Raw genomic sequence first — 13,219 nt, 5'->3', positions numbered from 1 at the left:
AATAAAACTGTAAGCAGTAAGACCATATGCGACTTCTTATTATGGCAGATTATTGCAAAGAAGAGGTCTTACTTTTTGGAGGAAAAATCAAGCATGACTAAGTCACGCGTTTCAGCGCTATCTAACGATAACGCTAAGGATCTTCGCAACGGGGCGAAGGAGTCTGAGAAGGCTGCTAAGGGAGTAACGAACCCTAAAGAGGCGATCCTAAAAGCCGCTTCTTTTACAAAAGCGCCAAAAGTTTCTCAGAAAACCACCACTCGCGAAGAACGAGAGGCGTTGGCGTATCAGCAGGCTAAAGAAGTTAAAGAGGCTGAAAAGCTTGCGGATAGTGCGGTTAGAGGTCCACTTGGCAGATGGTGGGCAAAGATACAAACCAGCTCAGATAAATTTACTTTAGGTATGTCGATAGTGGCATTGGGCGTTGTTTATGGAGATATTGGAACTTCTCCTTTGTACACTGCTCAAACATTCTTAGCTGGTCAAGGCGGATTGCAAAACATTAGTCGCGAAGCCGTTTACGGAATGTTATCCCTAGTGTTTTGGTCAATCACGCTGATCACAACCGTAAAATACGTGTTTGTAGCTATGCGCACAGACAACAAAGGCGAAGGTGGAATTTTTGCACTCTACTCGCTTATTAGACGAAAAGGCGCGTGGCTTGCGATTCCAGCAATGATTGGCGGTGCTGCGTTCCTTGCGGATTCTGTTCTAACTCCAGCAGTTTCAATATCTTCCGCAGTTGAAGGTCTGCGAACTATATCTGCGTTTAGGCCTATTTTCTTAGAAAACGACAATCTATCTTTAATGATCACCGTGGTTATTATTGTGATTCTGTTTTCGGTTCAACAGCGAGGAACTGAAAGAATAGGCAAAGTTTTCGGCATAGTAGTTATGATATGGTTCGGATTCCTAGCGCTTGTTGGAATCATGAATATTGGAGAAGATTGGGCAATTTTTGAAGCTTTGAACCCAATTTACGGCTTGAAGTTTTTGTTTAGTTCGCACAATGTGCAAGGAATGGCGTTAATGGGCATCATATTCCTTTCCACAACAGGTGCGGAAGCCTTGTATTCTGATATGGGTCATGTTGGGCGTGGAAACGTTTACGTTACGTGGCCATTTATTAAAGTTGCTCTTGTTCTAAACTACTTTGGTCAAGGCAGCTGGATGCTACAACATCAAAACAATAAAGCATTATGGTCTATAGAAGGCTTAAATCCTTTCTTCCAGATGCTCAGCCCGAATTTACGTTATGTAGCAGTTGTGCTTTCTGTAACAGCAGGCATTATTGCATCACAGGCTTTGATTACTGGTGCATTCACTATGGTTTCAGAAGCTACAAGCCTTAATTGGATGCCTCATCTCCAGGTGCGTTACCCTGCGCGTACTCGTGGTCAGCTTTATATTCCAGTTGTTAATTTTGTGCTTTGTCTTGCAACTCTTACGGTTTTAGCTGTGTTTAAAGATTCAGAGCATATTTCTGGAGCATACGGTCTTGCGCTTACGCTTACCATGATTGCTACAACAACACTTCTTACTGTTCACATGTGGTATCAAAAGAAGAAGATTGCTGCTTTAATTTTTGCCACTGTGTTCTTGATTATCGAGATTTTGTTCTTTATAGCATCTATGGCAAAATTCATGCATGGTGGCTGGTTTACCATGATTCTTGGGGCTACGATTCTTATCGTTATGCTCACTTGGAAGGATGGCACTAAGATTGAGCGTTCGCAACGCTTGCACATGAAGCCTAAGGATTTTTTGCCTGTGCTAGATAAGCTTCATCGTGATTTCCGTATTCCTTATTTTGCAGATAACATTGTTTATTTGACTTCAGATAAGGAAATGAAGCGTTTGGATACTGGAATCTTCTTCTCTATTTTTGCGGATCATCCTAAGCGTGCGCGCGCGTGGTGGGCTGTGTCAGTGGAAACGGATGATGCTCCGTTTACTCGCGAATATTGCGTGGAGAATTTTGGTACGGACTATTTGTTCCGCGTTAAGATCAAACTTGGGTTTAAGGTTTCTCCTTCGATTCCTGCGTATTTGCATCAGATTATGCACGATTTGTCGCATACTGGCGAGCTTCCGCAACAGCAATCTGTGTACCCTAAGGTTGATGCGGATCCAGATATTGGCCCAATTCGTTACGTGCTTTTGCATAAGGCTTTGATGCCTGAGTCGAATATTTCTTTGCGTGGCGCATTGTCGCTAAAAATGAAGTATGCGATTCGTCATATTGCTGGAACGCCTGTTAAGTGGTTTGGATTAGCTCCGTATAATCCTGTTGTAGAAGTTCAGCCGTTGTTTGTTTCCACTCGTAGGCCTCCTCGTTTAAAGAGAGAAGAAGTTGCTTCTTCTAGAGCAGTTCAGTCTTTGCAAGGTTCAGGAGTTGTGTCTGATGTTGCGTCGGATGCTGAACAAACAACTATTATGAACGCTAGAGATATTGTTAATGCAAATGTTTCTAGCGATGGCAAGTCTGAGAAGTCTGAAAAGTCTGCAAATAAGGATCCTAAGGAATCTAAAATATCTAACACTGGCAAAATCGCTAGAATAGATACTGGCCAGATTAAAGCAGTTAAAAAGTGAAGTGATTTAAGCAACTAAGCAACAAGTGCTTTGTTTGTGTTGCTTTGTTGTGTTGCTTTGTTTTAAGGAGCGCGGTGTAATTATGCTTGCAGATTTGCCTGATTTTAATAGGATCGAAAAGTTGCATCGCGCTACTGCGCCAAGTGAAGCTGCGTACAATTTGATTCACTGCCATTGTGTTGTTATTGCTACGATTTCTTGGATGATCGCAAGACACCAAAATCAGTTGTTGGCTTTTAAGCAGCTTGGTAGTATTGAGGATTTTGCGGATAAGTCGCCAGCGTCCGTTGAACAGATTATGCTATGTCAAATATCTAAAATCAATAAAGACTTAAAAAGTAGATGTGATTTAGCAAAGTCGTGTCTTGAAAGATTAATAAATTTAGATCCGTTATCTCTTCCTCAAATCGATGGAGGTGCGGCTCCAAGTGATTATGTAGACGAATATGCTGCATTTGCTGGCGGATTGTTGCACGATATCGGAACTTATTTTGTTTTAGATAAAGACGGTTCGCGCGAAGAGAACGGTAAGTTGGAGTTTGACGGTCCTCATTATATTTTGCACGGCTTGCGCGGCTACAATTATTTGATTGATAACGGTTTTAGCGAAGATACTGCGCAATTTGCGCGTAATCATACTGGTGTAGGGCTGACTCGCGAGCAAGTTGTTTCGCAGAATTTACCGCTTCCAGCTGGCGACTATATTCCGCAAACTATTGAACAAGAAATTGTGATGGTTGCAGATAAATACAACAGTAAGTCGATTCCGCCGCGATTTTTAACAGTTGATACATATAGACGTAAAGCTGAACGATTTGGCGAAGAAAATGCAAAGCGATGGATGTTCTTGGTTAATAAGTATGGCAGAGTGAGTGTTTGCAAGCTTGCAGATTTCTTTGGGCTTAAGGTTGATTAGGCAAGGTTGATTAAGCAAAGTTGATTAAGCTTTGCTTTTATGGCTATAAAGCCGCTAATCCAAGTGCAGTGTTTACTTCTGCTACAATATCGTGCATAGCAGCGCTTGCTGCAGCTGCGTCGCCTTCCATAATTGCCTGCGTTACCTTTTTATGGTTTAATATCGCTTCTTTGTTTGGTTTTTGCGGATAAAGATTTAGCTCAACTCTGCCGCGTAATACGCTTTCGACTATTGAACTAAGTTTTGCAAAAATCGGGTTACCGCTATTTGCAAGCAAAAGAGTATGGAACTGGATATCTGATTCATGAAAATCTGCCAGTCTATTTTCTTCTACCGCTTTTACCATATCGTGACCAATTACGCCCAATTTATAGCGTATTTCTACATCTCCGCGTAATGCACATCCAGCTGCTGCGGCAGGTTCTACAACAAGACGAAGTTCTGTTAATGCTCGTAGTTCATTTTCTCTGTATGGTGAATGTAGTTTCCATGTGATTACTCGTGTATTTAAATCGTCCCAATTTTCTGGATTGCAAGCTATTACGCCTGTTCCGCGTTGAAATTGTACGCAACCCAAAGATGCTAGTAGTCTTGTTGCTTCTCGAGCTACTGTTCTAGATATTCCATATTGTTTTTGAATATCTTCTAGTTTTCGATTAGTTTTTGGCTCCCATTTGTTATTTACTATTTCATCTGCGAGAGAATCTGCTATAGATAGATGTAAAGGAGCGTTTTCGGTCACTAAGTCACTAGAAATTTGACTTTGTGTGGTATTAGACACCATATTTGCCTCGCAGTTTTATGTATATTTATGGTTTCATCCTAGCAAATAGAAAATGAAAATATAGTTATGCTCAAAAAATACCACACAAAGACTCTTAATTCTTTGACAAAGAGTCTTTGTGTGGTATTCTTATAGTGTTGTCAATAACAAAGGAGCTATTATGGCGATTCACATTGTAGTGATGGGCGTTGCTGGTTGCGGCAAGTCTACTGTTTCTGAGGCAATTCGTGATCAACTTGGTTACACTCTGGCAGAAGGTGATGATTTTCATCCAAAAGCTAATATAGATAAAATGTCCGCAGGAATTGCGCTAACAGATGAAGATCGTTGGCCTTGGTTGGATCTTATTAACAAATGGATGGTTGCGCGTGAAAGTCTTGGAGAAAACACAGTTGTTTCAAGCTCTGCATTAAAACGGTCATATCGCGAAGTTCTTTCTAAAAATCTAAACGTGTACTTCTTGCATTTAAACGGAAGCCATGAGTTAATAGCGCAGAGGCTAAAAGATCGTAAAGGACACTTTATGCCACCATCTTTATTGCCAAGTCAGTTCGCAATTTTGGAGCCTCTAGGTAAAGAAGAAAACGGAACCGTTATATCGATTGAAGGTTCTGTTGAAGATATGGTTCATAGAGCTATCAAAGCAGTGAAAACATATGAACAATCGCAGCTGCAAAAACAATCATAAATGCAAAACAATAGCAATTGTAAAGTGGCGCAATTGTAAAGCAGCACAAAAATATACATTCAAAAATTACTAACGCAAATAACAAAGTTGTTAGCGCATTGATCGTAAACAAAAGATCACAAGGAATTATAAATAAAGCATCACAATAATTAAAACAATTCACAAAATCATGGAGGATTTATGAGTGGGTTAATTCTTGCGGCAATATTAGGTATAGCGCTTATTGTCGTACTTATTGCAGTGGTAAAAGTACATCCCTTCCTATCGTTAATGATTGGTTCGATTGCAACTGCAATCATTGCAGGAGTTCCATATGATAAAAGTCTTACAAGCTTTACTAATGGAGTTGGTTCCACAGCATCAGGAGTTGGATTACTCATTGCTTTAGGCGGAATTATTGGAATTCTTCTTACGCGTTCTGGTGGAGCAGACGTGATTTGTGACACCATACTTAAGAAAGCTCCAGAACATAAGCTTCCATGGGCTATGGCGCTGAGCGCATTTATTGTTGGAATTCCACTGTTCTTTGAAGTTGGTGTAGTGATACTTATACCAATTATTCTTCTTGTTGCTCGTCGTACAAAAATGCCAGTAATTGCTTTAGGAATACCGGCGCTCGCAGGCTTATCGGCTTTGCATGCTTTTGTACCGCCACATCCTGGACCACTTGTTGCTATTGATGCTTTGCATGCAAACCTTGGATTGACTTTGGCTTTTGGTTTGATTATCGCCATACCAACTGTAGCAATCGCAGGACCTCTAATGGTTCATTGGATGGTAAAAATGGTTCCTATTCAAGCTAAGCAAGAAGAAGACAATAAGAAGGAAGATAAGCCACAAAATCGCCCTACATTCGCGGAAGCGTCTAGCGTAATTTTACTTCCAGTAATTCTTATGCTTGCAGCCAGTGTTGTTGATATTACGGGGCAATCAAAATCTACATTTGGTAGTGTAATCGCATGGATTGGAACACCACTTGAAGCGCTTACAATCACTACTATTTTTGCGATGATATTATTTGCTATTCGCGCAAAGTGGAGTAGAGATACATTAAATTCTCTGGTAGGCCTTTCGTTCTCCTCAATTGCAAGTATCTTGTTGATCGTTGCTGCTGGAGGTGGATTCAAGCAAACTCTTGTAGATTCTGGAATTGGTAAAGTTATTGCTACGGGCATTGTTCAGGCAAATCTTAATCCTCTTCTTGCTGGATGGATTGTTGCTGTACTAATTAGGCTGGCGACTGGATCTGCAACCGTTGCAACCGTAACGGCATCTGGAATTGTTGCGCCTTTGGCTGCAAATCTAAATCAAGTACAATTAGCGTTACTCGTACTAGCTATTGGTGCTGGATCAATCTTCTTATCTCATGTAAATGATGCTGGATTCTGGTTGGTTAAAGAATATTTCGGTATGAGCGTAGGACAAACATTTAAAACATGGTCATTAATGGAAACAGTATTGTCTGTTGTTGGACTTGCAATTATTATGCTAGTTTCTGCTGTTGTTCCTGTGTTCATATGAAATTAAAAAGATTATCTGAATAAGTTTTGTGTAGGAACAGACGGTTTGTACAAATATTTTTTGCAGATATTTGTAGCAGATATCTTTAAAAATTATTTATAAGAACCATAGATACAAAAGATACAGACGTCAGAATTATTTTATAAAAATTTTATAAGACAGTTTTGCAAAAGTTATTAAAAGTTATCAAAAAATTTGAAAGAAGGCATTTATTATGCAATTAGGTGTTATCGGTTTAGGACGCATGGGTGGAAACATGGTTAAGCGCTTGCGCGAAGGAGGTCATGAAGTTGTTGGATACGATGTTAGTGCCGAATCAAATCGAGATGTTGACTCTTTAGAAAAATTGGTACAAAGACTTTCTAGTCCGCGTATTGTATGGGTTATGGTTCCAGCTGGTTCTCCTACAGACACAACTATCGAAAAATTAAGCAATCTTCTTGAAGATAATGATCTAGTAATTGATGGAGGTAATACCAGGTATATTGATGATCAGCGTCATTCTGCTGAATTAAAAGCAAAAGGAATCCATTTTATGGATGTTGGAGTTTCAGGAGGAGTTTGGGGCTCGACTCGTGGTTACGCATTGATGGCTGGCGGCTCCGATGAAGATTATCAGAGAATGCTACCAATTTTCGAGACTTTGAAGCCTGAAGGCCCTGACGGACTCGTTCACGCTGGTGCTGTTGGCGGTGGTCATTTTGCCAAGATGGTTCACAATGGAATTGAATATGGCATGATGCAGGCTTTTGGTGAAGGCTTTGCAACAATGATGCGTTCAGAATTAATAGATGATCCAGCTAAGGTTATGTCTTCATGGCGCCAAGGTTCTGTTGTTCAGTCTTGGCTTCTTGACTTATTCGCGCGCGCTGCAAAAGACGATCCTACATTAGAATCTATGCCTCCTGTTGCTAATGAATCTGGTGAAGCAAAGTGGATGGTTGAAGCTGCACTTGAACTTGGTGTTCCAACCCCAGTTACAGCATGCTCATTGTGGGCTCGCCAAGTATCTCGCGGAGGTGGAGATGACACTTTGCGAGTAGTTTCATCGTTGCGTGCGCAGTTTGGTGGTCATGTCACTAAAAAATAGTCAAAGTAAGTAGAAAATATCTAAGGTAAAAATAGGTAAAAAATAGATAAAGATTGTATAGATGGGCAGTTATGTGTTAATTGTCCATCTATTTTTGTTTGCGACACTCCCGGGTTTTGTGTTTTTTATGGTTTTTTGTTTGTTTTTTGGGTTGTTTTTGGTTTTGTGTTGGTGGTTGTGGTGGTTTGTTGTGGTTTTTTGCGTGTTTTCGACACGCCGATGTTTTGGCTTGTTTTCAATGGTTTTGTGGTGTTTGTTTGGTGTTGGTTTGCGTTTTGGTGGGGTTTGGTGTAAGTTTATCTCTTGCTGCTCAGCGCGGCTGGTTCTCCTCGGTTGAGGTTGATGAGCCGGCTGGTGTGGTGGTGGTTTGAGAACTCAAGAGCGTGTCTGTACTACTTATTAGTTAATTATTGCCAGTTCATTGTCAGCCTCACAGATTGTGGGGTGCCTGAGAGATGGTTAAATGATGGTGAGGTTTTTTGTTGGGATGTTCTTTCCTTAAAGAATGTCTCGTCTTTTTCTTTTATATTGGAGCCTTTTGTTGGCTCTTCATTGAAGTTTTTCGTGGAGGGTTCGATTCTGGCTCAGGATGAACGCTGGCGGCGTGCTTAACACATGCAAGTCGAACGGGATCTGACCAGCTTGCTGGTTGGTGAGAGTGGCGAACGGGTGAGTAATGCGTGACCAACCTGCCCCATGCTCCAGAATAGCTCTTGGAAACGGGTGGTAATGCTGGATGCTCCAACTTGACGCATGTCTTGTTGGGAAAGTGTTTAGTGGCATGGGATGGGGTCGCGTCCTATCAGCTTGTAGGCGGGGTAATGGCCCACCTAGGCTTCGACGGGTAGCCGGCCTGAGAGGGCGGACGGCCACATTGGGACTGAGATACGGCCCAGACTCCTACGGGAGGCAGCAGTGGGGAATATTGCGCAATGGGGGGAACCCTGACGCAGCGACGCCGCGTGCGGGATGAAGGCCTTCGGGTTGTAAACCGCTTTTGATTGGGAGCAAGCCTTTTGGGTGAGTGTACCTTTCGAATAAGCGCCGGCTAACTACGTGCCAGCAGCCGCGGTAATACGTAGGGCGCAAGCGTTATCCGGAATTATTGGGCGTAAAGAGCTTGTAGGCGGTTCGTCGCGTCTGGTGTGAAAGCCCATCGCTTAACGGTGGGTTTGCGCCGGGTACGGGCGGGCTAGAGTGCAGTAGGGGAGACTGGAATTCTCGGTGTAACGGTGGAATGTGTAGATATCGGGAAGAACACCAATGGCGAAGGCAGGTCTCTGGGCTGTTACTGACGCTGAGAAGCGAAAGCGTGGGGAGCGAACAGGATTAGATACCCTGGTAGTCCACGCCGTAAACGGTGGACGCTGGATGTGGGGCCCATTCCACGGGTTCTGTGTCGGAGCTAACGCGTTAAGCGTCCCGCCTGGGGAGTACGGCCGCAAGGCTAAAACTCAAAGAAATTGACGGGGGCCCGCACAAGCGGCGGAGCATGCGGATTAATTCGATGCAACGCGAAGAACCTTACCTGGGCTTGACATGTGCCTGACGACTGCAGAGATGTGGTTTCCTTTCGGGGCAGGTTCACAGGTGGTGCATGGTCGTCGTCAGCTCGTGTCGTGAGATGTTGGGTTAAGTCCCGCAACGAGCGCAACCCTCGCCCTGTGTTGCCAGCGGGTTATGCCGGGAACTCACGGGGGACCGCCGGGGTTAACTCGGAGGAAGGTGGGGATGACGTCAGATCATCATGCCCCTTACGTCCAGGGCTTCACGCATGCTACAATGGCCAGTACAACGGGTTGCTTCATGGTGACATGGTGCTAATCCCTTAAAACTGGTCTCAGTTCGGATCGTAGTCTGCAACTCGACTACGTGAAGGCGGAGTCGCTAGTAATCGCGAATCAGCAACGTCGCGGTGAATGCGTTCCCGGGCCTTGTACACACCGCCCGTCAAGTCATGAAAGTGGGCAGCACCCGAAGCCGGTGGCCTAACCCTTTTGGGATGGAGCCGTCTAAGGTGAGGCTCGTGATTGGGACTAAGTCGTAACAAGGTAGCCGTACCGGAAGGTGCGGCTGGATCACCTCCTTTCTACGGAGTTTTTGTGCACGCTCGGATTGAGTGTGGTTACTGGTGTGGAAAACAATAGTTAATGTTTTAGATGAGTTTGTTGGGCATGCTTTTGGGTTCCCGGATTGCCACCCCCCTTTTTTTGGGGTTGCGGTCCTGGCCCTTGGATTACAGGTTGAGGCTTTTTGGTTTTTGGCTTGTGTTCTTGGTGTTTGGTGGTTTGAGAACTGGATAGTGGACGCGAGTAAGAATAGTGAGACTGTTTTTTGGTTTTGCTTGTTTTTACTTTTATCAATTTCAACCGGCTCCATTTTGGTGGAGTCGCTTGATCGTTTTGTGATCGTTTAGTGTGATGATTTATTGTCTAGAGAGTTAAGCGATAGGCTTTTTACTGGTGTATCACTGGTAAGGGCGTATGGTGGATGCCTTGGTAGACAGGACCGATGAAGGACGTGACGGGCTGCGATATGCCTCGGGGAGCTGCCGAGTGGGCTTTGATCCGAGGATTTCCGAATGGGGAGACCCGGCCACTGTTATGGGTGGTCACCACAGTTTTTGTGGGGGGTACGCAGGGAAGTGAAACATCTCAGTACCTGCAGGAAAGGATACTCCGTGAGTAGTGGCGAGCGAAAGCGGATCAGGCTAAACCGAGTACGTGTGATAATCGTCAGGTGTTGCGTATTCGGGGTCGTGGGATTGACTGTTCAGCCTCTGACGGGGTTGAGAAGAGTGATAAAATGTCGTGTTATGTGAATGGGATTGAATTCCCAGCCGTAGAGGGTGATGGCCCCGTAGCAGGTTGCGCGATGTCTTTTTATGTTTATTCCCAAGTAGCGCGGGCCTCGTGGAATCCCGCGTGAATCTGCCCAGACCGTTGGGTAAGCCTAAGTATTCCTGTCTGACCGATAGTGTACTAGTACCGTGAGGGAAAGGTGAAAAGCACCCCGGGAGGGGAGTGAAATAGTTCCTGAAACCGTGCGCTTACAATCCGTCGGAGCCTTCTTTGTGGGGTGACGGCGTGCCTATCGAAAAATGAGTCTGCGAGTCAGTGGTATGTGGCGAGGCTAACCCGGGTGGGGGAGCCGTAGCGAAAGCGAGTTTTAAAAGGCGTTTTAGTCGCATGTCCTGGACCCGAAGCGGGATGATCTAGCCCTGAGCAGGTTGAAGCGCGGGTAAGACCGTGTGGAGGACCGAACCCACCTAGGTTGAAAACTGGGGGGATGACTTGGGGTTAGGGGTGAAAGGCCAATCAAATTCCGTGATAGCTGGTTCTCTCCGAAATGCATTTAGGTGCAGCGTCATGTTATTGCTTACAGGGGGTAGAGCTACTGGATGCTTGCGGGCCCATACCGGGTACTAATAGCAGCCAAACTCCGAATACCTGTTAGGTTTATCATGGCAGTGAGTCGGCGGGGGATAAGCTCCGTCGTCAAAAGGGAAACAGCCCTGATCGTCGTCTAAGGTCCCGAAGCGCGTGCTAAGTGGGAAAGGATGTGGAGTCGCATAGACAGCCAGGAGGTTGGCTCAGAAGCAGCCATCCTTGAAAGAGTGCGTAACAGCTCACTGGTCTAGTGGTTCCGCGCCGACAATGTAGCGGGGCTTAAGCACGCCACCGAAGACGCGGCTGCATGATTTAGTTCATGTGGGGTAGGAGAGCGTCCTGTATGGGGTGAAGCGGCAGTGTGAACTTGTCGTGGACTTTACGGGAGTGAGAATGCAGACATGAGTAGCGAGAGACAGGTGTGAATCCTGTCCGCTGAATGACTAAGGGTTCCGGGGCCACGTTCGTCGTCCCCGGGTGAGTCGAGTCCTAAGGCGAGGCCGACAGGCGTAGTCGAATGGATGAACGGGTTGATATTCCCGTACCGGTGTTACACCGTTCGAACTGAATCTGAGAGTACTAACCTTCGTTATTCTGGTTGATTATCTTTCGGGGTTTTCTTCTGGTTTAGTGTTGGGACTGTATCGGTAGTAGGTTAGCGTGGGAGTGACGCGGGTAGGTAGCCGGCTGCGGAGGTGGTTTTCCGTGGCTAAGCGTGTGGGCTGTCCTCTAGGTAAATCCGGGGGATGTTAAGCTGAGGCGTGATGGGTAGGCTGTAAGGCTGATTCCGGTGATCCTGCTTGCCGAGAAAAGCTTCAACGTGAGGTGTGATTCCGCTCGTACCCTAAACCGACACTGGTGGTCTGGTAGAGTATACCGAAGCGATCGGGCGAATCCTGGCCAAGGAACTCGGCAAATTACTCCCGTGCCTTCGGCATAAGGGAGACCCCTGATGGTGATGTTTTTTACAAGCGGAGCTGTTGGGGGTGGCACAAGCTAGGGGGTAGCGACTGTTTACCAAAAACACAGGAGCGTGCGAAGGCGTAAGCCGCTGTATACGCTCTGACGCCTGCCCGGTGCCGGAAGGTTAAGAGGATCCGTTAGCTTCGGTGAAGCGGTGAATTTAAGCCCCGGTAAACGGCGGTGGTAACTATAACCATCCTAAGGTAGCGAAATTCCTTGTCGGGTAAGTTCCGACCTGCACGAATGGCGTAACGACTTCCCCACTGTCTCGGCCAGGAGCCCGGCGAAATTGCAGTACGAGTAAAGATGCTCGTTAAGCGCAGAAGGACGAAAAGACCCCGGGACCTTTACTATACCTTGGTATTGTCGTTAGGTGTGGATCGTGTAGCATAGGCGGGAGGCTGTGAAGCGTGGGCGCTAGCTTGCGTGGAGTCGATCAGTGAAATACCGCTCTTTCCATATCTGGCGTCTAACCTCGACACGTTATCCGTGTTAGGGACAGTGCCTGGCGGGTAGTTTAACTGGGGCGGTTGCCTCCTAAAGAGTAACGGAGGCGCTCAATGGTCCGCTCAGCCCGGTTGGCAATCGGGTGTTGAGTGTAATCGCACAAGCGGGCTTGACTGTGAGACTGACGGGTCGAGCAGGGACGAAAGTCGGAGATAGTGATCCGGTGCCGGCGTACGGACGTGGCATCGCTCAACGGATAAAAGGTACCCCGGGGATAACAGGCTGATCATTCCCAAGAGTCCATATCGACGGGATGGTTTGGCACCTCGATGTCGGCTCGTCGCATCCTGGGGCTGGAGCAGGTCCCAAGGGTTCGGCTGTTCGCCGATTAAAGCGGCACGCGAGCTGGGTTCAGAACGTCGTGAGACAGTTTGGTCTCTATCCTCTGCGCTCGTTGGAATGTTGAGGAGACCTGCCCATAGTACGAGAGGACCTGGGTGGACGAACCTCTGGTATGCCGGTCGTCACGCCAGTGGCGCTGCCGGTTAGCTACGTTTGGAAGGGATAACCGCTGAAAGCATCTAAGCGGGAAGCCTGCTCCAAGATTAGCATTCCTTGCACTTTGTGTGTGAGCCCCCATGTAGAACACGTGGTTGATAGGCTGGATGTGGAAGCCCTGTAAGGGGTGGAGCTGACCAGTACTAATGGGCGATTGTGATACTACTTGTATTGCTTATCGTTTAATTCTCTTAGATAGTATGGAGTGTTAGACGATCATGATTATGGTTGAGTTGTTGATTTTGATGATTGTTTTTCTGTTGCTCGC

At 45.8% G+C, this 13,219-nt stretch carries 7 protein-coding genes and 2 rRNA genes; 8 read left to right on the top strand and 1 reads right to left on the bottom strand.

The window, feature by feature from the left end:
• Nucleotides 1–93 precede the first annotated feature (93 nt).
• Together HXT24_RS00765 and HXT24_RS00760 are read left to right on the top strand one after the other, a co-directional pair.
• Entirely contained in the window at nt 94–2,595 is a 2,502-nt protein-coding gene (locus HXT24_RS00765; protein WP_422119434.1) for a KUP/HAK/KT family potassium transporter, read from the top strand.
• A gap of 82 nt (nt 2,596–2,677) precedes the next feature.
• Nucleotides 2,678–3,511 carry an HD domain-containing protein gene (locus HXT24_RS00760; protein WP_422119433.1) on the top strand — a complete coding sequence of 278 codons (834 nt, stop codon included), beginning with the start codon at nt 2,678–2,680 and terminating at the stop codon, nt 3,509–3,511.
• A 43-nt stretch (nt 3,512–3,554) separates the two neighbouring features.
• Here HXT24_RS00760 and HXT24_RS00755 read toward each other — a convergent pair whose 3' ends face one another.
• On the bottom strand, nt 3,555–4,295 hold the full coding sequence (locus tag HXT24_RS00755; RefSeq protein WP_004124026.1) for a FadR/GntR family transcriptional regulator: 741 nt from the start codon (nt 4,293–4,295) through the stop codon (nt 3,555–3,557).
• 160 nt (nt 4,296–4,455) lie between these two features.
• Between HXT24_RS00755 and HXT24_RS00750 the strand changes: the two genes are divergently transcribed.
• From HXT24_RS00750 to HXT24_RS00725, 6 genes are all read left to right on the top strand, one after another.
• Nucleotides 4,456–4,983 carry a gluconokinase gene (locus HXT24_RS00750; RefSeq protein WP_004112729.1) on the top strand — a complete coding sequence of 176 codons (528 nt, stop codon included), beginning with the start codon at nt 4,456–4,458 and terminating at the stop codon, nt 4,981–4,983.
• A 180-nt stretch (nt 4,984–5,163) separates the two neighbouring features.
• Entirely contained in the window at nt 5,164–6,504 is a 1,341-nt protein-coding gene (locus tag HXT24_RS00745; protein ID WP_004112718.1) for a GntP family permease, read from the top strand.
• Nucleotides 6,505–6,718: 214 nt separating this feature from the next.
• Nucleotides 6,719–7,594 carry a phosphogluconate dehydrogenase (NAD(+)-dependent, decarboxylating) gene (gene gnd / locus HXT24_RS00740; RefSeq protein WP_004118197.1) on the top strand — a complete coding sequence of 292 codons (876 nt, stop codon included), beginning with the start codon at nt 6,719–6,721 and terminating at the stop codon, nt 7,592–7,594.
• A 561-nt stretch (nt 7,595–8,155) separates the two neighbouring features.
• Nucleotides 8,156–9,683: ribosomal RNA gene (locus HXT24_RS00735) — 16S ribosomal RNA — on the top strand.
• Between the two features lie 30 nt (nt 9,684–9,713).
• Nucleotides 9,714–10,010, top strand: a complete 297-nt coding sequence (locus tag HXT24_RS00730; RefSeq protein WP_422119432.1) for a hypothetical protein — start codon at nt 9,714–9,716, stop codon at nt 10,008–10,010.
• A 47-nt stretch (nt 10,011–10,057) separates the two neighbouring features.
• Nucleotides 10,058–13,117: ribosomal RNA gene (locus HXT24_RS00725) — 23S ribosomal RNA — on the top strand.
• Together the 16S and 23S rRNA genes form the textbook arrangement of a ribosomal RNA operon.
• Nucleotides 13,118–13,219 lie beyond the last annotated feature (102 nt).

It is taken from the genome of Gardnerella sp. DNF00354, from assembly GCF_049262755.1.
In the GTDB taxonomy this organism is placed as follows: domain Bacteria; phylum Actinomycetota; class Actinomycetes; order Actinomycetales; family Bifidobacteriaceae; genus Bifidobacterium; species Bifidobacterium vaginale.
This window is presented reverse-complemented; position numbering and strand designations above follow the sequence as displayed.